This window comes from Lunatimonas lonarensis, from assembly GCF_000390185.1.
Taxonomy (GTDB): Bacteria; Bacteroidota; Bacteroidia; order Cytophagales; family Cyclobacteriaceae; genus Lunatimonas; species Lunatimonas lonarensis.
Window position 1 is genome coordinate 114,159 of sequence record NZ_AQHR01000059.1, and the last position, 23,453, is coordinate 137,611.

A 23,453-nucleotide genomic window follows, 5' to 3' on the forward strand; every position below is an offset into this window, starting at 1 on the left:
TTAAAAATGGTCTAAATTTACGCAGTTACCAGAGTCCCCGGTTAAAAAATTAAAATTCCCATGAAGAATAAAATTGTCTATTACTGTTGCATCCTGCTATTTCCTGTTGTCCTAGAGGCGCAAACCATCATTCGCGTGGTGGATGGCAAAAGCGGGGATCCGATTCCCTTTGTTTTTGCCAAGCTGAACAACCAACGCAGCTTTGTATCGGATGAAACAGGAAGGATAGAGGTAGCACTCCCGCAGGCAGCTGAGATGATTTTTACACATGTAGCCTTCCTTACCAAAACTGTTGAAATCCCGGCTGCGGGGGAGTTAGATGTTCAATTAGAACGCTCCGATAACACGCTGGCGGAAGTGGTGGTCTCTTCGTTCGAGTCGGAGCGTCCCCTACTGGTACAGGCCGCCGGGGTCGTTCGGGTAGCGGAAAGCGAGCTGGCACGTTTTAACGAAACATCTGTGGTACATGCTTTCAACACCAAACCAGGTGTGCGGGTTGAAGAGCGCGCGCCGGCTTCTTATCGCATATCGATACGGGGAAGTTCACTAAGGTCTCCCTTTGGCGTGCGAAATATCAAAGTCTATTGGAACGACATCCCCTTCACCGGCGCCGATGGTACTACTCCGCTGAATATTCTGGATTTGTCGAATATTGAAAATACAGAAATCATTAAGGGGCCTGCGGGAAGTATCTATGGAGCAGGAAATGGCGGTGTGATCAGTTTCAGCAGCAAGCAACAGGTGGATGAAAACCGAATCAGTACCGATCTTTCCGCGGGTGACTTTGGATTGGTTCGCTATCGATTAGGCGTACAGCAGCAGCTTGAAAACGGGGGCATCAGCGTTTCCTATGCCAAGCAGAAAGCCGACGGCTACCGGGATCATACCGCGATGGATCGGGAAGTATTCCAGATGGCAGGCACCTTCAACCCCTCGGACAAGCAGCGTATCAATACGCAGCTTCTCTATTCCGATCTTTTTTATCAGCTCCCTGGTGCCCTTACTGCGGCGCAACGGGACGAGAATCCCCGACAGGCCCGACCAGGGTCGGCCTCCCAAAATGCTTCCATCGCACAAAAATCGATGTACGGCACCATTGGCCACGAGTACCTGTTCAGTCCCCAAACAGCCAACAGAACGTCCTTTTACATCAATACCACCGATTTTGAAAACCCCTTTAACCTGGACTACAAAAAAGAAACCCAATTCAGTTACGGTGGTCGGACAAGCTTCACTCACAATGGAACCTTGGGCGCTATTCCCGTAAGGTTGATAGCAGGCGGTGAATACCAGCTGGCAAAGGCGGCGGCACAAAATTTTGGAAACCGGAACGGCGTAGCGGACACAATCCGGTTTAGTGACGACTTGATCACCAGTACTGCTTTTCTTTTTCAGCAGATCGAGGCGGAACTGACCGAAAGGCTGTTACTCACCCTGGGTCTAAGTGAAAATTTCTCCAATTACAATATTTCCAGGAATATCGACGCACTCCGCCGAACCCCTTCGTCTGCTCAACGCCGCTTTGATCCCGTTGTAGTACCCCGAATCGCTCTTTCTGCCAAACTGAGCGAAACCTCAGCTGTTCATGGCAGTATATCCTCCGGGTTCTCGCCTCCCACGATAGACGAGGTACGGACCAACGAGGGGAGTATCAACTTGGATCTAGAAGCCGAAAAGGGCATCAACTACGAAGTCGGATACCGATCCAGTTATGCCAATGGAATGATCAATTTGGATGTAAGTGCGTTCTATTTCCAACTGGACGAAACCATAACGACCTTTACCAATGAACAGGGCGTAGTCCTCTTCCGAAATGCGGGTGCCACTGACCAAAAAGGCATAGAGGGTCAAGTGGACTATTTTTTGATACGAAACCAACTGGGATTTGTACAGGAACTAAAGCTCACCCATGCCTACACCGGGCATTACTTCACCTTCAGTAATTTCGTTTCCGGGGGAAACGATTTCAGTGGCAACAACCTCACCGGCGTAGCTCCACACACGGTTGTCAATAAGGTGGATTTGAGAACACGCCTAGGCCTGTACGCAAATTTCACCCACCAGTTTGTAGACGAAATACCGCTCAATGACGCCAATACCGTGCACCAAGAGGCGTATCACTTGGTCAACGCCCGCATCGGGTGGAGGAGAAACCTGGGTATACGATGGGATCTAGAGGTGTTCGCGGGAGCCGAAAACCTGCTAAATGAGGCCTACAGCTTGGGCAATGACCTAAATGCCTTTGGTGGTAGGTTTTTCCAGCCTGCTGCAACCCGTAACTACTACGGCGGTATCAAGATGGGAATGAAGTATTAATCGGGAGAAGGGAACAAAAACGGCAAGAAATCAATTTTGTATCCGTATATACCCAACAGATTATGATGAACAAACCCATATTCAACGTAGAGGAAGTAAACAAAGTGATCCGAAATAGACGGTCCATGTTTATCGCCCAGTTTAAGGAAAACGACCCTGTCGATGATAGCATCATTGAAGAACTACTCGAAAACGCCAACTGGGCACCAAGCCATAAGCTGACCGAACCGTGGCGCTTTGTGGTCTTCACCGGTCCAGGTTTACAACATTTTGCGGATTTCCAAGCCGACCTGTACAAACAGCGAAGTGAGAAAAACGGCAACTTCATCGAGGCCACCTACCAAAAATTCAAGGAAAATCCACTTAAGGCCTCCCATATCATCGCCATTATCATGAAGCGGGACTTAAAAGCCAACTTACCGGAAATGGAGGAGGTCGCGGCCGTGGCAATGGCGGTGCAAAACATGTACCTGACCGCAACCGCGCACGGCCTGGCAGCCTACTGGGGTACCGGAGGCCCTACGTTTTGGCCGGAAGCGAGGGCACATTTTGGCCTGGAAGATGAGGATAAGCTGATGGGATTCTTTTACGTAGCCAAGCCCGCAAGCGACCGATGGCCGGAGGGCAGACGATCGCCTATCGCCGAGAAAGTATCTTGGGTAAAGTAAAAAATAAGAAAGGAGGCCTGCAAGCCTCCTTTTTTTGTCACCTATGAAAATGCTTCCTTAGTCCATCCCTAAAAAATCAACCTCAAACACTAAGATGGAATTGGCAGGAATATTGGGAATGTTTGGATTGTCCTGATACCCCATCGGGGAGGGTATCACCAAGATCGCCTTGGATCCACTTCGCAAGCGACGGAACCCCACGGAAAACCCTTCGATCGCCCCTCCCTGGTTCGTAGGTTGCCCTACAAAAAAGGTAAAGATCTCGTAATTTCTATCTTCATTGAATATACCGTGCTCTTGGGCTACATCAGGTAGATTCGTGTCAAACACGGTACCGTCCTTTAACATTCCAGTGTAATTGGTGTACACCACATTGCCGTTGAAAGGACGTGAGCCCTGCCCTTCCTCCTGTACGATCACCACCAGACCGGATGGGTCGTGTATGCGGTAAAGGCTGTCAAATTCAGCCGTCTCCAAATAGGTGGCAATGCGTTCACGGTCTATGGCAAGGTTTCCCTCCCGATCGTAAACAGGTCCACCGAACCCCGCAAAACCGTCGTCACAGGACTCCAATGTAAAAAGTCCTATTACGGCCAGGACACTTATCCAATTCTTCATTTGTCTATAATTTGTATTTCATCGGCCATCACCTGCCCCTAACGAAGGCCGGGACGGATTGTACCTAATTAGTCTGCGTAGCCGAAAACCAGCCTCGTAGGCCTAGCCAAACTACCTGGTTACCCATTGTCCTACTCCTGACTGTGTGACGGACCCCGCACACTTTTCACGTCCAACTCAAAAGCTAGTACGGTGTTCGGTGGAATACCATGATTTCCCTGACTTCCATAAGCATAAATAGACGGAATCAGGGCAATGGCCTTTTCTCCCTCCCGCATTTGTGACAAGGCGATATGCCAACCGTCGATTACAAAAGACACTCCCAATTCTACCGGAAATGGCACGTAGGACCTACTTTGATTAAAGATTCCATTATCACGGGCAACCTGCTCCACCGAGGTATCAAAGACCGTTCCATCGAGAAAAAAACCGATATAGTCCACATAAAGGGTATCCCGGATTTCTGGCCTCCTCCCTGCTCCATTGGTCTCCAGGAAGAGCAGGGTGACGCCTGTTTCGCCCACTACTTCCCTTCGAACGTATTCCTCATCAAAGTTTTGTACAAAGGTGTCGATGGTTTGCTTGTCCCGCTGAAAGATCACTTCCATGTTTTCGTCTTCCGATACGCAGGAAAAAACCAAGGATAGACCAATCAGCAACAGCACACTTAGGCTAATGTTCTTCATTTCAAGGGATTCTGATTCTACTAAATTATTTAACTACGTCTGTCACTACTACGTCAAACACCAAGATAGAGTTCGGTACAATCACTTCGCTCCGTTGATTGGGACCATAGGCTAGGGGAGAGGGAATGATGAACTTCGCCTCGGAACCCTTCCTAAGAAGCTGCAATCCTTCGTCCCAACCTTTGATAACCCTTCCTACACCCACCTCGATCGAAATGGGTTCGTAGCTCCGCCCTTCCTGAAAGGTTCCATTTTTACGGGCTGCCTCCTCCACACTGGTGTCAAATAGGGTGCCATCAAGGACATACCCTGTATAATCTACCGATGCCGTGTTGCCTTTCTCAACCTCCGGCCCACTGCCTTCTTTCTGTATGACGTAAAAGAGTCCTGATTCTGTCCTGCTCGCATTCAAATTATTTTCAGCGATATACTTTTCGATCAGTTCGATATCGGTGGCCAGTTGGTTTTCTGCTTTTTTGGCCTGCTTCTCTTGCTCGGCAGCCATCAAGTCGTTATAGTAATCTTGGAAAAGCTCCTCTTCGATGACATTCAATACACCTATGGTGATCATGATGTTCTCTTCGCTGCTGAGGAAAGGAGGAACCCCACCTACGCCAAAAATCTTCTCCGCAGGTGCTTTTACGACAATGCTGTCGCCTTTTTTCAGATTAAGAAAAATCTCGTCAATACCACTTGACGTTGGCATAGAGGCATTCTTTTGGAGATAGGGGGGAAGCGGCTGACTGTAGCTGGAAAGAAACAGGGAATCCTTGGCGTTTTTTGCCTCAAAATGGTAGATCACATAATCCCCTTCCTTGACGGCGTCCCGCCCCTCTTTGATATACGTATATTCGATGCCATCGCTGGTTGTTTCGGTCTTTTTACAGCTGGACACTCCGATCCCCAACAGCAATACCAACACTGAAAGGGCTAATTTAGTGATGTTCTTCATTTGACTATTATTGTTTATTTTTTGGCATTCCCTGTACTTCCCCGTACCGATCCATTTTCTGTTGGCGAAAAACCCCACGAAAGCAAATCACTTGTCGTGGGCAATTTCATGAACTGATTCCGGTAAGTTGAGCAGTGTATGCTTGTTCTCTTTAATCAAGGTTTCGAATTTCTCAACAGTCTCGTCAAGCGTAAGCTGCGAAATACCCCCCGCTGCATTTTTATGGCCGCCCCCGCTAAAATGGGCCGCCGCAAACTTGTTGATGGCAACTTCTTCTACTGAACGGAACGATATCTTGATGCCATCCTTCCGCTCTGTAAACAGCGCGGCAATCTTGATCCCATCCAGGGAAAGGGCGTAATTCACAAGCCCTTCGGTGTCTCCAGTCTGGGATTCGTATTTTCTCAGGTCCTTTTTGGTAATGGTGAAATAGGCTGTTTGGCAACCTTCCATGATCTGCAGTCGGCGGGTGAGGGCAAAACCCAAAAATTTCAGCCGGTTCAGGGAATTCGTATCGTATATCAGCCTAGCGATCTTGGAGTTGTCGGCACCCAAGTCAATCAACTCGGCAGTCACGAGGTGCACGTTTTTGGTGGTGTTGGGATGCTTAAACCCTCCCGTATCCGTCATAATGCCCGCGTAGAGACATTCCGCCAGATCCTTGTCCATCAATTCCCTATCACCCAACATTACGATCAGGTCAAAAACCAACTCACAGGTGGCAGCAGCCTTGGTACTCATAAAGCTGAAATGGGCGAAGTACTGGGGATTCTGATGGTGATCTATATTAACCAAAAAAGCGTTGGACTTCTTGACCGCGCCTTCCATTTCCTGCAGCCTGTTAAGGCAGGAGAAATCAAGGCAAAAAATCAGATCCGCTTCGGCTATCAGTCGGTCTGCCAGCTCGCGCTGACTTTTGTCCTCATAATTGACCACTTCATCGTTACCTTTCATCCAAAAGAGAAAGGAAGGATAGTCCGAAGGAGTGATTACCGTCACGTGGTGATCTTTCTTCTTCAGGTATCTCGCCAGCCCCAACGAAGATCCCAGGGCATCAGCGTCTGGCTTGTGGTGGGTAGTGATAACGATTTTTTTGGGTGAAGCAGAAGAAATCTGTTCTTTAAATCGATCGAATTGCTGCATCGGTAATGTTATAACCTCCGTGTTTTTTTGAAACACAGTGCGCAAAGTTCAACATTATTTTCCGAAAATCCCAACCAGCACCGAGGGATGACTTCCGGGCCTGCAAATGGACATTTGAGATAAAATGCTTCGGGTTTGTGATAAAAACGTTAATTTTGCATCTCAAAACCATCTCAAAAAAACATAATGGCGACAAATAGAACCTTTACCATGATAAAACCCGATGCCTTTGGCGCAGGGAACGCTGGTGCAATATTGAAAATGATCGAGGAATCGGGCTTTAAATTGGTAGCGATGAAGGTTACCAGGCTCAGCGCTGAGGCGGCCGGACAGTTTTATGCGGTGCACAAAGAGCGGCCTTTCTACGGAGATCTTTGTGCCTACATGTCTTCCGGACCTATCATCGCCGCCATTTTGGAGAAAGAAAATGCAGTAGCGGATTTCCGAACGCTGATCGGTGCCACCAACCCCGCCAACGCAGCAGAAGGGACCATCCGTAAGATATTCGCCAAATCCCTGGAAGAAAACGCGGTACATGGCTCTGACTCGGATGAGAACGCCGCTATCGAGGGCAGCTTCTTTTTTAGCGACTTGGAAAAGGTGGGGGTATAAGGTAATGATCCCTTCTTGATGATATTTAATCAAAGCCAGTGATCTTCATTGGCTTTCTTTTTTTCGTTTTTTTCGGTAGTTTACTGGTTGTATTTATCAACCCTACCTGGTACCTATGAAAAAATCGCTGGTATGCATCGTCATTTTTTTTTCGCTTAACCTTCCCCTTCTTGCCAACCGCATATACCCGCTTGTGATGGAATTCCAAGCGGACAGGGCTGCCCTGTCCCGAACCTATGCCAACCCGCTGTCCGAAGAATTTTTCGAACGAATGGATCAGCTTTATCAACATTGGCAGGCCCGTTTGGAAGCCCTTCCTTATAATCAGTTTACCGAAGACGAAAAGCTGGATTACCTTCTCTTGAGGAACTACCTGGAAAAAACCCGCTACTTTCACCAGCTGGAGCAGGAAGAGTTCAATGAAATCAAAGTCGTGTTGGACATACTGCTAACACTGGAGTCCTTTTACAAAGGCCGGCGAAGAGCCGAATTCCCGCAACCCGATAAGCTTTCACTTGCATTTTATCAGGTAGAACAAGCCATCGCCGCAAAAATAAATTCCCTCGAAAACCAAGTACCCTTTGATAGCTGGCAGCAAGCGGAACTGGCAGCAAGTGCCGTGGAGGCTTTCCGCACGCGCTTAGACGAAGCATATAGCTTCTACGCAGACTACGATCCCGATTTTACCTGGTGGATGAAATCCCCTATGGGATCTATGAATAAGGCACTAGCCGACTATGCCGCCTTTCTGAGGGATTTTTATGAAAATACCGCCGTAAAGGACGATGGCTCGGGGATCATCGGAAAACCTATGGGCAAAGAGGCCATAGAAAAAGAACTACGGTTTAACTATATCCCCTATTCGGTAGAGGAACTCATTCGGATAGGAGAGGAACAATACGCCTGGTGTGAAGCTGAAATGATTCAGGCATCCAACGAGTTGGGTTTTGGCGACGACTGGAAAGCAGCCTTGGAGATGGTGAAAGATACCTACGTACCCCCGGGTAAGTGGCCTGAGATGGTGGTGGAACTGGCAGAAGAGGCCAGCCGCTTTGTAGAAGACCGGGATTTGATCACCGTGCCGGACTTGGCCAAGGAAACCTGGCGCACGACCATGATGACCGCTGAAGCACAGCGGGTCAATCCATTCTTCTTGGGCGGGGAATCCATCATTATCTCGTATCCCACATCGGAGATGAACCACGAAGAAAAAATGATGAGCATGCGGGGCAACAATCCCCACTTTTCACGATCCACCGTGCACCACGAGCTGATACCCGGGCACCACCTACAGCAGTTTATGAATCAACGGCACTTTCCCCACCGGCGATTGTTCAACAACCCCTTTTGGGTGGAAGGATGGGCACTGTACTGGGAGTTTAACCTGTGGGACATGGACTTTCCGCGCAATGCCGAGGACAAGGTCGGGATGCTCTTTTGGCGCATGCACCGCGCGGCAAGGATTGTGTTTTCTCTCAATTACCACCTGAATCAATGGACTCCACAGCAATGCATCGATTTCTTGGTAGATAGGGTGGGGCACGAGCGTAAAAATGCCGAAGCAGAGGTCCGTCGATCCTTTGAGGGCCGATACGGCCCCCTTTACCAACTGGCCTACATGATTGGTGGGCTACAGTTTTATGCACTGAAGGAAGAAGTGACCTCCACCGGACAGCTGACCGAAAAAGCCTTTCACGACTTCGTGATGACCCAAAACTACGTACCGATAGAATTGCTGCGGGCCAGAATGAAAGGAGATCCCCTTCCCAAAGAGTTTACAAGCCAGTGGCGATTTATGGACTAACCCCAGCCTACCAATCCTAAAATGACCTACCCATGAACTACTTTATGAAATTACGCGCCACCTCCCTACAGGTTCTATGTGCGGCTCTTTTTATCCTCAGCCACCATGCATATGGACAGCTGCCACGCCTCAAGGTATCCGACAATCAGCGCTTTTTGGTGACCGAACAGGGTGATCCCTTCTTCTGGCTGGCGGATACTGCTTGGGAATTATTCCACCGTTGCGATAGGGAAGAGGCCATCTACTACCTGGATAAGCGCGCTTCCCAGGGTTTCAACGTGGTGCAGGCAGTGACCTTGGCAGAAATCGATGGATTGCAGGATCCCAACCCTTACGGGCATGTGCCTCTGGAAGGTCTGGATCCGACAAAGCCGGTCGAAGCCTACTTTGAGCATGTGGACTTTGTCATACAGGAAGCCGCCAAGCGGGGTATTTACATCGCACTACTACCGACCTGGGGCGACAAAGTATTCAAAAATTCGTGGGGAGAGGGTCCGGAGGTATTTACCGTAGATAATGCCTATCTATACGGAAAATGGCTGGGCACCCGCTATCGGATGCATACGAATATCATCTGGGTGATCGGCGGGGACCGGAACCCCAGGGAAAATACCAAAGACGCGGAGATATGGGATCAGCTGGCCCGAGGGGTGGAAGAAGGAGCGGGCGGAAAAGACCGGGCTCTGATGACCTTTCACCCCCAACCCGCCAAGCCGGGCGGATCCAGCAATTGGTTTCACCATGCAGATTGGCTGGATTTCAATATGCACCAAACCGGACATTGCCCCAATCAGGCTACCTACCGGATCATAGCCCACGATTACGGGCTTATGCCAACTAAGCCTACAATCGATGGGGAGCCGCTATACGAGGACCACCCCAATTGCTTTAACGCCAAGGAGCTGGGTCATAGCATTCCGGACGATATACGCCGCATAATGTATTGGAATGTTTTTGCAGGAGCTTTTGGGCAGACCTACGGATGCCACGCCGTGTGGCAAATGTACACGCCGGATCGCAAACCCATCAACGCACCGTTACGCCCCTGGAAAGTAGCACTGGATTTGCCCATGGCCCATCAGGTGAAGCACCTCAAAAACCTCATGCTCTCCCGGCCCTTTCTCAATCGTATCCCGGCACAGGAACTAGTGGTCAGCAGCCAAGAAGACGACAACACGTTTGTAGCGGCAACCAAAGACAGGGATGGGCACTATGTCATGTTGTATTTCCCGAGTGGAAAACCTGTCAGCGTAGATCTGTCTAGCCTCTCATCCGAGCAAATTACGTTGACTTGGTTTGATCCGCGTACAGGCAATGCCTATACGGAGGGGTCTATCCGCCGTAACACCAATCATCGTCTGGTTCCTCCAACTACAGGCCCTGTCGGACACGACTGGGTGGCCATCCTCGACACTAAATAAAAAATCCACCCGGAAGATGGGTAAAATTACACGTAGAAACCTCTTCCGGGTGGTAACCTAAAAAAACCACTACCTTATCTTCACGAACACTCCCCCTCTGTCCAATTTTTCAAACCTGCCTGCGCCGCTTCACAATCGTTACCGTAGGTATTTCCGTCACATCCACAAACAGGATCGTAGTTTTGGTAGCATGCTGATTCAGTGGCCAATGGAGGGTCTTGCACACAATCTTTCGAAGCCTCAACCAACAATTGATCCTCACACTGCATTCCCGAAAGAAGGACTAAGACGTAGGCAAAAATGACTTTCTTCATGAAATACAGGATTAACCATGTTTCTGAAGGCAAGACGTACGTTTCCTAAAAAACGCTACAACAGGTTGGGGGTTTTTTTACTTTTTTTTCCGGAAGGCGAACCAATAGTAGGCGGGAAAAATGAGTGCCCGGAGTCTCCATAGATTCTTTTGGTGAAAACTCAGGGAAGGATCCGTGTTGATCTTTTTGTACATGACCGAAGCCAGCACCAAATGGGCAAGTACCGCGATGAGAAGAATGGTTTGTACGAGTAGTTCAGTCATGGTCTTTTGGTTGGCAGGAGAGGTGGCACCTTTCGTTGATATTCCCGGTAGTCGTCCCCGTAGAGATGAAGAAGTTTATGTTCCTCAAAATAAATACCCACTGGTAGATAGGCTATCAACGCAGCAAGGTGAACGGCGGACGCGAAGGTGGGCAGAAAGAAAAAATAGCCCAAAAAGATCAGCAATAATCCAGCATAGAGGGGGTGCCTGACCCATCGGTACAGCCCATCCACGTTGAGAGGTTCTTGCTCCACTAGGTCGTCGTTAGGTGTAAGTCCAATGAAACGGGAGATAGACATACCCTTCATGGCCTTTACACATAGGATTGTTCCAAAAGTAGCCAGCATGTAACCGACATAGGTAGTGCCTGTGGTAGTCTGCCACACATAGTCGGGAGGGATGCTGCCTGCATAAAACAATATGGCCAAAAGCATTGCTCCGGATAACAGGGAATAGATAAATCGGTACCAAGGATACAAAGACCGCATCAGGATTTTGATTTTACGCTTAGTGGCCAAGCTGGCCAAATAGGTATGGCTGGCGTAGAAAATCGCCCAACCTAAAAACAGCATCAGGTAAGCCATGGATTCTTGTTTTTATACGAAGGTGCATATTTTGGGTCAAACAAAAAAACCGTAGCCATCTATTCCAAGCTTGCAAAAAAAGTCAGCGGATCCCCGTCAAAGCCAATCTTTCCATTTTCGAGAACCAGCAGGCGTTTGGCCATTTTCTTGATTTCCGATGAATCATGGCTTACCAGCAGCGTGGTGAGTTGAAAATCCGCGTGGAACCTCAGGATGATATGTTGTAGATTGCGCCGCATCTCCATATCCAATGCGGACAAGGGCTCATCGAGAAGAAGCAGGGTTGGCCGTCGGATCATTGCCCTGGCCAACGCAACCCGCTGTTTTTGCCCGCCGGAGAGGATACCCGGCCTTTGGTTAGCGAGCTCCCGCATGCCAATCGAATCCAACAGGTCATCCACCAAACCCGTATCATCGGAGTGATCCAAGGCAAACTCCAGGTTTTCACGAACACTCATATTGGGAAAGAGTGAATATTCCTGAAAAACCATGCCAATATGGCGGTGGCGGGGCGCAAGGTGGCGGCCATTTTTGGAGTCGTACCAAATTTCCCCATTCACCCCTACAAAACCTGAATCAGGCTGCATCAATCCGGCCAACATTCGAAGAACACTGGATTTACCGGCTCCGGACGGCCCATAGATCCCCACAATATCTCCTTTTTGAAGATGAATGTCCAGCTCCAAGGGGATAGGGCCTGAGGCTCCTTTCAACTTTTTATGTAGTCGAATATCAATCATAGGAAAGCAGCAGACTCTTTTGGCGATTGACATAGTAGGTTATTGCCAATACTAGGAAGGAAAATCCTACCAACAACATGCTGTACTGGTTGGCTTGGGCATAGTTCATGGCTTCTACTTCGTTGTAGATAGCTACGGAGACCACGCGGGTTTCTCCGGGAATATTGCCTCCCACCATTAGGATCACACCAAATTCGCCCACAGTATGTGCAAATGTAAGAACCGATCCGGTAAGAAAGGCGTTTTTCATATTGGGTAGCAAGACCCTACGGAGAATGGTCCAATGGCTTTTGCCTAGGGTATGTGCGGCATCTAGCCAAGCCTGGGGAACCGAGGCAAACCCTGATTTGAGCGGCTGCACCATAAAGGGTAGGCTGTAGATTACCGAAGCTATTACCAACCCGGGAAAGGTAAACACCAATCGAATATCAAAATATTCGTCCAAAAACCGCCCAAAGGTATTTTCTGGACTCAACAGGAGCAGCAGGTAAAAGCCCAAGACCGTGGGTGGCAATACCAAGGGAAGGCTCACAATGGCCTCCGCAATGAACTTGACCCGATAGCGGCTAAAGGCCAGCCAATAGGCCAATGGGATACCGAGCAACAGCAGGAGCAAGGTCGTAAGGAACGCCAATTTGAAGGTCAGAACAAAGGGGGCTGTCTCCAACATAGGCTAAAGGGGCTTGGAAAATCCGAAATGCTGAAGGATGGCTACTGCTCTTTCTCCTTTCAAGTAATCAAAAAACTGCCGTGCTGCCTCTTTGTCCTTTCCGTAGCGGGTAATTACGCCTGCTTGGATGAGAGGCTGATGGCTGTCTTCCGGAACCAGGAAATAACGAGGCTGCAACCTGCTCATGGTCGGCGATTTGGCCAGGGAAAGCGCAATCAAACCTATATCAGCAGCTCCACTCGAAACAAACTGTGCTGCCTGGGAGATATTCTCACCATACACCAACTTGGGCAATAGCAGTTCATACAATCCATGGTTCCTCAATGCTTCCACCGCCTTTTCCCCATACGGGGCATGGCGCGGATTGGCGATGGCTACCTTTTTGATTGTGGGGGATCTCAAGGCGTCCATTCCTAGCTCGTCTGTCCGAACATTTTTGCTCCAAAGCACAAGCCTGCCTACGGCGTAAACAAAGGGATCGCCTACTGCATGCCCAGCACCTATCAGCTCTTTGGGATACTTTACGTCAGCCGACAAAAAAATATCAAATGGCGCACCGTTGGAAATCTGTTCAAACAGCTTGCCCGAAGATCCGTAGATGGGATCTATACGTATACCCGGTACAATATAGGTAGAAATGACCGAATCCAATGCAAACTTGAGATCCGAAGCCGCAGCAACACGTAGTGAGGCGGTACGCTGCGCGACAAGTGGCAACGTCAGCAGCACAAAAAGCCCAAGCGTAAGAAGCGGTCGTTTCATACAAGTCGCAGGAAAAAGGCTTGGAAGGAGAAAGAGGACCGTTGAGCTCTTACTAGTCCTGATTCCACTCCAAGCCTTCTACTTATAAATCTAAAGTTAGCTATTTTTTGTCCGCGTCCAAAATCTCCCGGATTCTTGCCTGCACATCTTCTAGGTGCAGCTTAGAGATTGGTTGCGTGGTGCGGGTTACCGCAGCCGCTACCTGCTGCTGCAGCGTTCTCAATTCGCCTCTTGCCGCTGCCCGTATGTCGGATTGGGAGGCATTGATCGAAACACCCAGTCTGGCCCGCAGCGCTGGAGGTATAGCGGGGGCATTTTCCCTCAGTAAATAACCCAACCGCTCGACATGGGCCCGCTGAAGGGCTCTTCGGTGCACATCGATCGGCCTGCCATTGGGCAGCTCAGACCAGATACCTCTACGGATATCCCCCATCAGCTCCAGCAACCCATAAGCAGCTGATCCGTTTAGCGCCTCGTTTTCTATCACACGGCCCAACCTACCCCATTCCAGCAAGCCGTTTAGTGTTCCAACCTGCACATTACGGATGCTCTCCAAGTAGCCAAAGTCTTGTGTTCGGCTAACGATTTCCGCATCTACCAGCCACGTCGGGGACTGAAAGAGATTCTCGTTGAGAAATTTCACGGCATCCTTCTGGGTAGCTTTATCTACATGGGTATAAACGGGCTCGCCTTGGCCCGCCGACTTAAAGATTTCATAAACTCCTCCTACATTGGTTCGTACGTGACCCATGTACCTGTTGAATTGGGTCACTACCTGTCCGTATAGCTCGTCTAGATCATCGTAGGTTTTAAAGGGTTTGTCCGGCTCGGCGGACCATTCCATCAAGTTAGGGACGATCCGTTGCAGGTTTTTGATGCCATAAGCGGAGGCTTTCATGGCATTATCTCCCAAGTCCTCGCTCTGGGTGCTGGGGTCATAGGCATTGCCCTGCCGTCCGTAGCGGTAGATGGGATCCCCTTGTTTTTCCAATATCCACTGATCCAATACGGGCTGTTCTTCTTCCGGAGTCTTCGCCTCAAGAATGGGTCGGTAGCCCCAAGCTATGGAGTATACATCATAAGGGCCTACGTCAGGCATCAGACTTACCCCCTCATCTTCCGGCTGTGCAATGTAGTTGAAGCGGGCATAATCCATGATCGAAGGGGCGGTACCATATTGATGTGTAAAGGTAGCAGACCGCAACGAGTCTACCGGATAGGCGAAGGAGGAGGCAAAATTATGGGGCAACCCCAGCGTGTGGCCCACCTCATGCGCCGACACAAAACGCACCAATCGTCCCATCACCTCGTCACGGAATTTGGGCCCGCGGGCATCCGGGTTGATGGCGGCCGTCTGGATAAAAAACCAGTTCCGCAGCAGGTTCATTACGTTGTGGTACCAGCCAATGTCCGATTCGAGGATTTCCCCGGACCGCGGATCCGATACGTGGGGTCCGTAGGCGTTTTGTATGTCGGATGCAAAATAGCGGATCACCGAATAGCGGGCATCTTCCGGGCTCCAGTCAGGATCCTCCTCCGGAGAGGGGGCATCTTTGGCCGTGATGGCGTTTTTAAAGCCTGCCGCTTCGAAGGCCTTGTTCCAGTCCTCCACCCCTTGCTTTAGGTAGGGTACCCATTTTTCCGGAGTAGCAGGATCGATGTAATAAACAATTTGTTTCTTGGGCTCTACCAGCTCCCCCCGTTTGAATTTCTCGATATCCTCTTCCTTCACTTCCAGTCGCCATCGATCCAAATAGGTGCGTTTGGTGGCCTTTTGTTCGTCGAGGCCATAGTCTGTAACGGTGGTGTTGAACCAGCCTACCCTGCGATCGGCTAGGCGTTGCATCATGGGCTCTTTGGGAAGCAACACCATGGAGCTGTTCATTTCTACCGTAATCAGACCCGTCGCCGAATTGGAGGGTGGCTCGGACGCAGCATAGGTCATGACATAACGGGCTTCTATGTTGATGGGGAAGGACTTGATGCTCGCTATGTAGGATCTTTCATTGTCCAGTCTGCTAACCTTATATTGCGTTCGTCTAAATCGTGGCAGGCCTAGTGGCTGTATGTCTTTGGTAAACAGGTCGGTGACTTCTATTACCAGTGTGCCTTCACTCTCGTTGGCAGCTTTGATGTCGAATTTGTTGAGGATGGGTTCCAAGTTGGAGCTGCGGACTGCTTGAAATATCGGCAGCGAATCCGCGGCCGTATTGCTGTAAGAGACCACCCTTAGCAAAATGTTGTCACCTTCTCTATCCCAGCGCAGCATTTGCGTATTGGTGCGTTCTCCTCCATAGCCTATGCCGTCAGCGGTCTTGGCAATGGTAGTGACCATCAGCATTTCCCTGCCGAGGAGGGAGTCCGGGACTTCGTAAAAGTACTTTCCTTTGATCTCGTGGACTTTAAACAATCCATCCCTCGATTTGGCGTCTTTTGTGATCACTTGACCATAGGGTTTAAAAGGGCCCTTTGCTATGACAGAATCCTTTTTGGGTGCTTCTTCGATCGACTGCTCCCGCTCCAGCCAATTTCTTCTCATTCGTTGACCCATGGCATCTGCTGTCATCAAACCAAGCACAAGGAAAAAGACGGTGGCAAACCTCAAGTAGTTGTTAAAGTTATTCTTCATGCACATCAATTTTTTTTTAAGCTAACCCAAAATAAAGGCAAAATTCCCAAAATTTTTGGTTTTATCTGGTAATTTTCCAGCTTGGTAAACGAATCCAAATAGGGTAATTGGAGCATTAGGAACCACTGATCCGCTCAAAAATCAACTCGGGCAAAATAACCAGTCCCTCTCTGTCATGTTCCTCATCCTTCCAATAAACCAAGTAATTAACCCTAACCTGGGCTATGCGGTAGGGTTTTTCGGATTGCACTTCCAGTTCCTTTAAAAAGCTTTTTGAAAATTTCAGCACAGAATGGCCAGCGGCATCGAAGCACTCTCCTTCGCGCAGGGTGAGTGGATCCCCGCTGCGTAACCGTTTGATAATATGTTGCCTGCGCAAAAAATATCCCAACCAAATATCTCTGAACGTAAGCTGCCTGGCCAGTAGCTGGGGAGGAAAGGTAAACTGGTTGTTATGCTTATAGGTCAGGTTCTTTGCCGAAAAACCTGCAAGAAACCGGCCGTTCAAATGGATACTTAGCTGCTGCTTTGCCCGCGTCATCCCCACGTAAAGCAGCCGGCGAAATTCCGGAGTTAATTCCGGCGTCTTTTCCAACACAATAAATACCTGGTCAAACTCCTTGCCCTTTGCCTTGTGGATGGTAGATACAAACACCGTCTCCGTACGCTGCGGAAAGAAATCCTCCAGCTTGGATTCCCGGATAAAGGTATCCAAATCGGAACGGTACCGCGTCTTCGGATAAATTCGCTCAAAATCCGAAATCATCTGCAGGCATAGCTCAAATTTCGTGCTTTTCCCAAAATGCTCCTTTAGCCTGTCCTTGGCCTGCTTCCAGTTGTCCGGCGGAATAGTAAATACATCATCCGGCAATCGTAGCTGCTGTAAAAAGTACCGTACTTCGTATAAATTGACCAAGTTGAAACCGTCGTTGGATTGGATCAGCTTGGCAGGTATACCCCCTTTGATCAACAACCCCGTTATCTGCATGGCCTCCTCATTGGTGCGGGTCAGTACAGCCACCGTCCCATGGAGTTGGCTGCTTAGCACGTCCTCCACGATGGGAGAAATCAGGGACTGATCCATGTAGGTGGTGATGGAAAGCTTTCCATTGCCCGATTGTTTGGCGATAACCGGGGCTGATTTTAACCGTTTGGGAAGGCCAGCTACCCATTGGTTCGAAAAATCCACCAAATTGGCCTTACTTCTATAGTTTTCGACCAGTTCGTATTTGATGGCTTGTTTTTTGGTTAGAAACTCTTCCAAAAAGGCCGCACTGGATCCTCGGAACTCGTAGATATTTTGGTCGTCATCCCCTACGGCTATCACCCGCATTTCCTCGTTCTGGGCCATAAGGGCTTCGATTAGCGCAAATTCCTCGGCATTCATGTCCTGGGCCTCATCGATCACCAATACGGTGCGGGTCACTTCCCTGATTTCCACCTCCCCCGCATTGATTTTTTGGGTCGCCTGCCGGATGATATCCCCTGATGCATCGAGGTTCCCGACTTTTCCCAAGATATCAAAGCAATAGGCATGGAAGGTCTTGATATCTACCCACAGGGCCGCGTTACCAATCAAATCCATCAAGCGCTTCTTAAACTCGGTAGCGGCGGCCCGTGAAAAGGTAAGCATCAGAAGCTGCTCATGTCTTACATCCTCCATCAGTAGGAGGGAAGCCAACTTGTGTACCAAAACCCGCGTTTTGCCACTGCCTGGGCCCGCAGCCACGAGGATATGCTGGGCCCGGTTGTCTTTGATAATCGCCAGCTGGGCAGGCGAAAGCTCACCGAAAAGCTGCTTGAATTTGGCGGGCGTGATATTTTGACGGATCTCCCGCTGTCGGCTGGCACTGAAGTATTTGCGCAGGAAGGACGGGTAATTTAACTGGAAGTAATCGTCTACAAACTGTAAGGCTCCTTGGTAATCCTGTATCATGCGCTTGGCATACTCCCCTACTATGTGGATCTGCTGCACTTTGTTTTCGTAGTATTCCCGGAGCTTTTCATAGTCCTCCGTTTTGTACCGCTTTTTGTTATCCTTCTCCAGCCGTTCTATGGTCAGGCGGTTATAAATGACCAAAAAGCCTCCCTCAATTTTGATTGCCTCGATTTTGGACAGGAAATAAAGGGTGTCCTCTACATCCGCAATACTGACATCCAACAGAAAAAGTGCCGAATGATTTAGGTAGGCATCTCTGAGTTCCTGCACGGAAAATGCTACCAGAACCTCTCCATTGGATTCGAGTTCCTTTAGCTGTCGGCTTTTCTGGTAAAGGTACTCGATGATAAACTTGGAAAGAACGTGGCGTTTTTCCATTTTTTCTTCGAGCAATTCCCTGTCTACCAACCGTGCTACTTTCAAGTGGTTTTTGGAAAGCCGGCTGAGTTGGCTCTTCGCCCAGTGCTTGATATTCCAATAAGTTATCAGGGTTCTGATGCGGTGGGTGGTAACTTCCTCTCCCAAGGTTAGCGCGGCGGCCTCGTTCAGGGCCTTTAGCGAATGTACGGCGGGTTCTGCGCCGATTTGGGTAAGAAGAAATTTTTCCAGCTTACTGTACAGCTCCACCAGCGAAACGGAGCGGTTTATTGGTTCGCCCTGCTTGATATACGCGGTCAGGTCTTTGGCATCTGCGAGTATCTTTTCCTCACGAAGCAGGTTGATGATGTTGATCACCTCCTCCCGCACGATACCCAAGTGGTCTGAGATATAATCCACCCGGGACTCTGCAGCCTCCTCTCCATCCGTCAGCTTGCTTTTGCTGGAAAATAGCTTCTTGATAATCCGGGTGCCCGAAGCCTTCTGCTTTTCGTTAAAACGGGGGGAAGCTTGGATCTTATCGATGGCCTCCTGCGCATTTTTGGAGAGAATACTGTTTGCAAAAATCCGTGGCATATTTTGCCCTCTGCGAAGGTAGCCGGCATCCTCTAGGGCGGCGATGGCGGTGGTCACCCGGGTTTCTATATCCAGTATGCTGTCATCCCAGCCGGCTTTGCGGGCGATTTCCAGGGCAGAGTTGGAGGCGGTAGTACGAAAGTGGGTCACCTCCTTGATGGCTTTCCATACCTGCTGAATCTCTTTGATGCTCAATTTGGTCTGATTGAGCATGATAAAATGCTTGCTCAAATCCTCCTCATCAAAGAGCACGTAACAGGAAGCTTCGATGGCCTCATCCCTTCCGGCACGTCCGGCTTCCTGCACGTAGTTTTCGAGCGAGTCGGAGATCTCATAATGTATGACAAGGCCCACGTCCTTCTTGTCCACGCCCATCCCAAAGGCGGAGGTGGCCACCATAATGGGTACTTCCCCGGAAACAAACGCATTTTGGTTGGCCGATTTCTCCTGTTTGTCCATCTTGCCGTGGTAGGGCCTGGCTTGAAATCCGTCGGTATTCAGACGCTGTGCCAGATCGTAGGCCTTTCGGGTCCTGGAAACATATACGATGGTAGGGCAGGCCTTGGCGGAAATCAAGTCCCGGAGGGCGGAATATTTGTCCTCCTCCTCTCGGCGCTCAAATACACTGTAGTGCAAGTTGGTGCGGGATACGCCAGAGCGGAATAGGGTGAAATGTAAGCCCAGCTTTTCCAGGAAGTAGCGCTGTATGTCCTCGATTACCTTCTGCTTGGCCGTGGCGGTAAAACAGGAAACGGGGATGGGTTCGGTCAACTGCTTTTTTAGCTGGAGATCCCTGATAAAATCACCTATGTACAGATAGTCAACCCGAAAGTCCTGGCCCCAGGAAGAAAAACAATGCGCTTCATCGATAACGAAACGGCTGATTTTGCGGCCCAGCAGCAATCGCTCTATGCTGCGCGATCGGAGGGACTCCGGAGAAACATAGAGCAGGGCCGCAGAACCGTCTTCTACCCGCTCAAAGGACTTGGCCCGCTCGATGGGATCAAGGAGCCCGTTGATGGCTACGGCTTGGGTGATTCCACTGGCTTCCAAATTGTCCACTTGGTCCTTCATCAGCGACTGGAGCGGGGATATGACCACCGTCAGGCCCCGTTCACTTTCGCCGCTCATCAGGGCGGGTACCTGAAAGGTAATGGACTTGCCACCGCCGGTAGGGAAAACCGCCAGTACGGATTTTTGCAGAACGGCCGCCTGAACCGCCGATTCCTGTAAAGGTTCATCTCCAAATTTCCGGTAGGCATCAAAGCCGAAAAACTTCTTTAGGCCTCGGTGGATATCCAACGCCTGGGCACAATAAGCACAACCAGCGAGGCAGGGGCGATTTCTCAGCAGGGTGATCAAGCGGTCTACCTTCGGAAAATTCCTGAGTACCCAAGGAGGCGTGATAGAACGAATGTCGCCGCCATGGATCAGCGCAAGGCAGTAGGCCATTTCGCGGGGACTCTGTTTGATAAGCTTGCCAAGAGGGGCAGAGGCACAGATTTCTCCTTTGAAAAATGTCTTTATCAGCTCTTCCACCGATGTCCGGGGACAGGAATACCCGATGTAGGAAAAAAAGCCGGCAAATTCCACCTGGTTTTTCAGCAGGAGGTAGTGGATTTCCTTAAGTGTGTCGGGAAGTTGATGAAAAGCCGTAAACTCATCCTGGAAAAGATCCATTGCCTTAAGGGCATCATTTAGAGGGTTATTGACACTATCGGTCAATAGCTTATCATCCTTTAGGAGCGCGTGGTAGGGACGGTTGGGAAAAAGCAGCGGCGAAAGGTACAGGGTATCGATCAGCTGGAAGTGATTGGGCTTGTAGGCGGCATCAAGTGCTGGCCGAAGGTACGGCAGGTCGTGATGAATGATGTTGTGCCCACAGAGAAAGTGTCTATTGCAAATAAAATCGAGTAGGCCGTTTAGACTATTGGCGTGAAACGTACTACCGTCTTCCGCCACCGCGCCTATGTCCAGCAAGGTTTTTTGCTGGGGGTTGACTTCCGTATCAAGACAAATGAATGGATTCACCTAAGGCACCGTATACACGTAGTTGATTCTATGCCCAAATTAAGCAAAGAATCAGGCTTTAGAAGTCTTGGGGTGGTTTTTTTGCGGGCGGGGACTTGCGTTTTAGGAAAAACGGAAGATCACCTGCCGTCCTAATCTAAAAAGACCAATATCACCGACAGGTCAATTGGAGATGATTCCGCATGTAGGTTCACCGGCTGACGGTCTTGAAAGGTTTTCTACAGGTGAGGCAAATGGGGTTGAGAAACCCTGACGACACTATATCGAAAATAGCTTCTTCTTTGCGCTTGAAAGCTGGCTTGCTGTAGGATTCATCGCGTTGGCAAGCGTTAATCCTCGTCTTCCGTTTTCCATTCGTTCCACATGTATTCCAGGGTTTCATTGATCTCTTTTAGATCTACGGACTGAAGGTCGATTTTGGCGTTCCCTACTACCCCCAGCCATTCACGATTCCGTTCGTATTCGGGGTGTTTCGGGTCATTGATCGCCTCCACGTATTCGGCAAAACCCCAAGGCCCGCCGCAATCTTCCGGTGGGCAGGCGGCAACAGCTTCCGTACAGATCGGAATGCCTCGGTACAAACTCAGGTCCTTTTTCGTAACCTTCTGAATGGAAATCTTATGCCACCAATCGTCTCCAAAATCATACCAGTACCAAAAGGATTTACCATTTGTATGAAGCATGAATTCACTCAATGACAATTCGTCCGCCTCATAGATTTCAGAAAAGAAATCGCCCCATTCACCCTCATCGTCCACGCCATACTGCACCCTGATGTCGCACTTCCATTTTTTATCGCTAAACTGGAACAGGTGGCTGTTTTCCCAGCCCATAGACGCCTGAATAATCAGGTGCAGTTCATACATGCTTATACCGGTTGGCACGATTACCTTTCGGTTGATGCGAAAAGGCGTGTTTTCTAGGTCAATTTTCAATTTGAACGGGTTCGCGTTCAGGGGGATAATTTTCGTCATGATGGTAAAAGGTGGTCCGTGAGTCAAATCCAGCTACCAAATTTAGAGAAAACACCCCATTCACAAAGTCTTTCCCCTAAAAACCCCCAAGGATAGAACAGACAGCTTTTAAATATAGAAAAATAATTTCACCTTGCAACTGGTAATGATACCTGCCTCCTCTATATCCACTAAAAACAAACTTGAGTCCCAGGAGCTATTCAAAATATCCCGGTTCAAGCCAGTTATCAAAAAGACCAAGCCCCATAAACATGCTGGCTACTTCGAGCTGATTTTCATCGCTGAAGGCGAAGGTTTTCATTGGATCGAAACAGAGAACTTCCAACTACAAACGCCTGACTTCTATTTTTTAAAGCCCGGCCAATTACATTTTTGGCAGTTTACAGCCATCCCCAAAGGCTATGTGATGATGTTCAAGGAGGGGTTTATCGATGCCGTCAAAGAAGTGAAAATCCTGCAACAAATACAGCAAATGGGGGAGTTGACAAGGATTCCTGCTTGGAAGGATGCCATCGTCGGGCAAATATTCGAAGACATCTTACGTGCCTATCAACACCCTGATCAATATTCAGAAGATTTGATCAAAGGATACTTGCGGGTGCTTTTTTCGAAAATTGCCAATCATACTTCAGAATCCTTCAATAATGGAAGAGAAAATCCACTTTGCGATAGGTTCCTGGGTTTATTGACCCAACAAAATCCTTTGCTGCACCGAGTGGGAGATTATGCGGCATTGCTACAAACATCACCTCAAAACCTTAATCAAGCCTGCAAGAAAAAAACAGGGAAAACAGCCTCCGAACACATCAATGCGCAATTGATACTCGAAGCCAAAAGGAATATCCTCCACACCGACCAAAACATCAACCAAATCGCTGACCTGCTCCAATTTAACGATGCCTCTTACTTCGTCAAGTTTTTTAAAAAGCATACCGGTGAAACCCCACATCAGTTTAGGGGGAGGTATTTTGGGTAGATCTTCTGGGCCGACCTTTGAGGTTTTTCAAACCTCGAAGGTCTTTACTTTAAGTATAATCGTTTTCAAATATGATATCCTTACTTAGTAAACCTTCGAGGTCAAAGAAAGACCTCAAAGGTCTTTTAGTTTTGAGAAGATTTGAATAAATTACTGTGAATTAAACTTTTATCAATATGATAGACATTTTTGAACCAGAAGGAATTTACCACATCTACAATAGGGCCGTTGGAGATGAAAAACTATTCAAATCAGATGATAACTTTATTTATTTCTTGGAGAAATTCAACACCTATTTGGGAAATAAAGTAGCAACTTTAGCTTATTCTTTGATCCCAAACCACTACCATTTCTTAGTAAAAGTCAATCCTGACATCTCTGATGAGCAGCTTGTAAA

19 protein-coding genes and 1 pseudogene are annotated in these 23,453 nt (G+C 48.9%); 7 read left to right on the forward strand and 13 right to left on the reverse strand.

Features of this window, described 5'->3' with window-relative positions; all coding sequences use genetic code 11:
• Positions 1–60: 60 nt before the first annotated feature.
• Positions 61–2,316: a TonB-dependent receptor domain-containing protein gene (locus ADIS_RS10095; protein WP_010854377.1), complete on the forward strand. Its 2,256-nt coding sequence runs from the start codon at positions 61–63 to the stop codon at positions 2,314–2,316.
• 65 nt (positions 2,317–2,381) lie between these two features.
• Positions 2,382–2,984, forward strand: coding sequence for a nitroreductase family protein (locus ADIS_RS10100; RefSeq protein WP_010854378.1), 603 nt, complete (start codon positions 2,382–2,384; stop codon positions 2,982–2,984).
• Positions 2,985–3,041: 57 nt separating this feature from the next.
• Here ADIS_RS10100 and ADIS_RS10105 read toward each other — a convergent pair whose 3' ends face one another.
• From ADIS_RS10105 to ADIS_RS10120, 4 genes are all read right to left on the reverse strand, one after another.
• The gene (locus tag ADIS_RS10105; protein WP_010854379.1) at positions 3,042–3,602 is read right to left on the reverse strand and encodes an FKBP-type peptidyl-prolyl cis-trans isomerase; all 561 of its coding nucleotides are present in this window, start codon (positions 3,600–3,602) and stop codon (positions 3,042–3,044) included.
• Positions 3,603–3,733: 131 nt separating this feature from the next.
• Complete coding sequence (locus ADIS_RS10110) at positions 3,734–4,288, reverse strand: FKBP-type peptidyl-prolyl cis-trans isomerase (RefSeq protein ID WP_010854380.1); 555 nt, start codon at positions 4,286–4,288, stop codon at positions 3,734–3,736.
• Between the two features lie 25 nt (positions 4,289–4,313).
• On the reverse strand, positions 4,314–5,240 hold the full coding sequence (locus ADIS_RS10115) for an FKBP-type peptidyl-prolyl cis-trans isomerase (protein WP_010854381.1): 927 nt from the start codon (positions 5,238–5,240) through the stop codon (positions 4,314–4,316).
• A gap of 87 nt (positions 5,241–5,327) precedes the next feature.
• On the reverse strand, positions 5,328–6,383 hold the full coding sequence (locus ADIS_RS10120) for a DHH family phosphoesterase (RefSeq protein WP_010854383.1): 1,056 nt from the start codon (positions 6,381–6,383) through the stop codon (positions 5,328–5,330).
• A 186-nt stretch (positions 6,384–6,569) separates the two neighbouring features.
• Between ADIS_RS10120 and ADIS_RS10125 the strand changes: the two genes are divergently transcribed.
• The 3 genes from ADIS_RS10125 to ADIS_RS10135 all read left to right on the forward strand — a co-directional run bounded on the left by ADIS_RS10125 (position 6,570) and on the right by ADIS_RS10135 (position 10,220).
• Positions 6,570–6,995, forward strand: coding sequence for a nucleoside-diphosphate kinase (locus tag ADIS_RS10125; protein ID WP_010854384.1), 426 nt, complete (start codon positions 6,570–6,572; stop codon positions 6,993–6,995).
• 115 nt (positions 6,996–7,110) lie between these two features.
• Positions 7,111–8,799, forward strand: coding sequence for a DUF885 family protein (locus tag ADIS_RS10130; RefSeq protein WP_010854385.1), 1,689 nt, complete (start codon positions 7,111–7,113; stop codon positions 8,797–8,799).
• Between the two features lie 32 nt (positions 8,800–8,831).
• Positions 8,832–10,220 (forward strand): apiosidase-like domain-containing protein, encoded by a 1,389-nt coding sequence (locus ADIS_RS10135; RefSeq protein ID WP_010854386.1) that lies wholly within the window; start codon positions 8,832–8,834, stop codon positions 10,218–10,220.
• Positions 10,221–10,300: 80 nt separating this feature from the next.
• Here ADIS_RS10135 and ADIS_RS10140 read toward each other — a convergent pair whose 3' ends face one another.
• From ADIS_RS10140 to ADIS_RS10180, 9 genes are all read right to left on the reverse strand, one after another.
• On the reverse strand, positions 10,301–10,534 hold the full coding sequence (locus ADIS_RS10140; RefSeq protein ID WP_035805485.1) for a Kazal-type serine protease inhibitor family protein: 234 nt from the start codon (positions 10,532–10,534) through the stop codon (positions 10,301–10,303).
• Between the two features lie 77 nt (positions 10,535–10,611).
• The gene (locus ADIS_RS10145; protein ID WP_010854388.1) at positions 10,612–10,797 is read right to left on the reverse strand and encodes a hypothetical protein; all 186 of its coding nucleotides are present in this window, start codon (positions 10,795–10,797) and stop codon (positions 10,612–10,614) included.
• Positions 10,794–11,381, reverse strand: coding sequence for a methyltransferase family protein (locus tag ADIS_RS10150; RefSeq protein ID WP_010854389.1), 588 nt, complete (start codon positions 11,379–11,381; stop codon positions 10,794–10,796). Before ADIS_RS10150 ends, ADIS_RS10145 begins: the two co-directional genes overlap by 4 nt.
• 59 nt (positions 11,382–11,440) lie before the next feature.
• The gene (locus ADIS_RS10155; RefSeq protein ID WP_010854390.1) at positions 11,441–12,121 is read right to left on the reverse strand and encodes an ATP-binding cassette domain-containing protein; all 681 of its coding nucleotides are present in this window, start codon (positions 12,119–12,121) and stop codon (positions 11,441–11,443) included.
• A complete protein-coding gene (gene modB / locus ADIS_RS10160) occupies positions 12,114–12,791 on the reverse strand; it encodes a molybdate ABC transporter permease subunit (protein WP_010854391.1) in 678 nt (225 codons plus the stop codon). Before modB ends, ADIS_RS10155 begins: the two co-directional genes overlap by 8 nt.
• 3 nt (positions 12,792–12,794) lie before the next feature.
• Positions 12,795–13,553 carry a molybdate ABC transporter substrate-binding protein gene (modA, locus tag ADIS_RS10165; RefSeq protein WP_010854392.1) on the reverse strand — a complete coding sequence of 253 codons (759 nt, stop codon included), beginning with the start codon at positions 13,551–13,553 and terminating at the stop codon, positions 12,795–12,797.
• Positions 13,554–13,653: 100 nt separating this feature from the next.
• Positions 13,654–16,182: a zinc-dependent metalloprotease gene (locus tag ADIS_RS10170; protein WP_010854393.1), complete on the reverse strand. Its 2,529-nt coding sequence runs from the start codon at positions 16,180–16,182 to the stop codon at positions 13,654–13,656.
• Positions 16,183–16,297: 115 nt separating this feature from the next.
• Positions 16,298–21,106 carry a RecQ family ATP-dependent DNA helicase gene (locus tag ADIS_RS10175; protein WP_010854394.1) on the reverse strand — a complete coding sequence of 1,603 codons (4,809 nt, stop codon included), beginning with the start codon at positions 21,104–21,106 and terminating at the stop codon, positions 16,298–16,300.
• A 329-nt stretch (positions 21,107–21,435) separates the two neighbouring features.
• On the reverse strand, positions 21,436–22,080 hold the full coding sequence (locus tag ADIS_RS10180) for a plasmid pRiA4b ORF-3 family protein (protein ID WP_035805520.1): 645 nt from the start codon (positions 22,078–22,080) through the stop codon (positions 21,436–21,438).
• 133 nt (positions 22,081–22,213) lie between these two features.
• Between ADIS_RS10180 and ADIS_RS10185 the strand changes: the two genes are divergently transcribed.
• Together ADIS_RS10185 and ADIS_RS23150 are read left to right on the forward strand one after the other, a co-directional pair.
• Positions 22,214–23,056, forward strand: a complete 843-nt coding sequence (locus ADIS_RS10185) for an AraC family transcriptional regulator (RefSeq protein WP_010854396.1) — start codon at positions 22,214–22,216, stop codon at positions 23,054–23,056.
• A gap of 176 nt (positions 23,057–23,232) precedes the next feature.
• Positions 23,233–23,453 (forward strand): annotated as a pseudogene (locus ADIS_RS23150) (transposase); the annotation flags it as partial.

Bases quoted from the DNA above. Each gene is read 5' to 3' on its own strand.
- ADIS_RS10095 (WP_010854377.1), top strand. From the start codon at position 61: ATGAAGAATAAAATTGTCTATTACTGTTGCATCCTGCTATTTCCTGTT.
- ADIS_RS10100 (WP_010854378.1), top strand. From the start codon at position 2,382: ATGAACAAACCCATATTCAACGTAGAGGAAGTAAACAAAGTGATCCGA.
- ADIS_RS10105 (WP_010854379.1), bottom strand. From the start codon at position 3,602: ATGAAGAATTGGATAAGTGTCCTGGCCGTAATAGGACTTTTTACATTG.
- ADIS_RS10110 (WP_010854380.1), bottom strand. From the start codon at position 4,288: ATGAAGAACATTAGCCTAAGTGTGCTGTTGCTGATTGGTCTATCCTTG.
- ADIS_RS10115 (WP_010854381.1), bottom strand. From the start codon at position 5,240: ATGAAGAACATCACTAAATTAGCCCTTTCAGTGTTGGTATTGCTGTTG.
- ADIS_RS10120 (WP_010854383.1), bottom strand. From the start codon at position 6,383: ATGCAGCAATTCGATCGATTTAAAGAACAGATTTCTTCTGCTTCACCC.
- ADIS_RS10125 (WP_010854384.1), top strand. From the start codon at position 6,570: ATGGCGACAAATAGAACCTTTACCATGATAAAACCCGATGCCTTTGGC.
- ADIS_RS10130 (WP_010854385.1), top strand. From the start codon at position 7,111: ATGAAAAAATCGCTGGTATGCATCGTCATTTTTTTTTCGCTTAACCTT.
- ADIS_RS10135 (WP_010854386.1), top strand. From the start codon at position 8,832: ATGAACTACTTTATGAAATTACGCGCCACCTCCCTACAGGTTCTATGT.
- ADIS_RS10140 (WP_035805485.1), bottom strand. From the start codon at position 10,534: ATGAAGAAAGTCATTTTTGCCTACGTCTTAGTCCTTCTTTCGGGAATG.
- ADIS_RS10145 (WP_010854388.1), bottom strand. From the start codon at position 10,797: ATGACTGAACTACTCGTACAAACCATTCTTCTCATCGCGGTACTTGCC.
- ADIS_RS10150 (WP_010854389.1), bottom strand. From the start codon at position 11,381: ATGGCTTACCTGATGCTGTTTTTAGGTTGGGCGATTTTCTACGCCAGC.
- ADIS_RS10155 (WP_010854390.1), bottom strand. From the start codon at position 12,121: ATGATTGATATTCGACTACATAAAAAGTTGAAAGGAGCCTCAGGCCCT.
- modB (WP_010854391.1), bottom strand. From the start codon at position 12,791: ATGTTGGAGACAGCCCCCTTTGTTCTGACCTTCAAATTGGCGTTCCTT.
- modA (WP_010854392.1), bottom strand. From the start codon at position 13,553: ATGAAACGACCGCTTCTTACGCTTGGGCTTTTTGTGCTGCTGACGTTG.
- ADIS_RS10170 (WP_010854393.1), bottom strand. From the start codon at position 16,182: ATGAAGAATAACTTTAACAACTACTTGAGGTTTGCCACCGTCTTTTTC.
- ADIS_RS10180 (WP_035805520.1), bottom strand. From the start codon at position 22,080: ATGACGAAAATTATCCCCCTGAACGCGAACCCGTTCAAATTGAAAATT.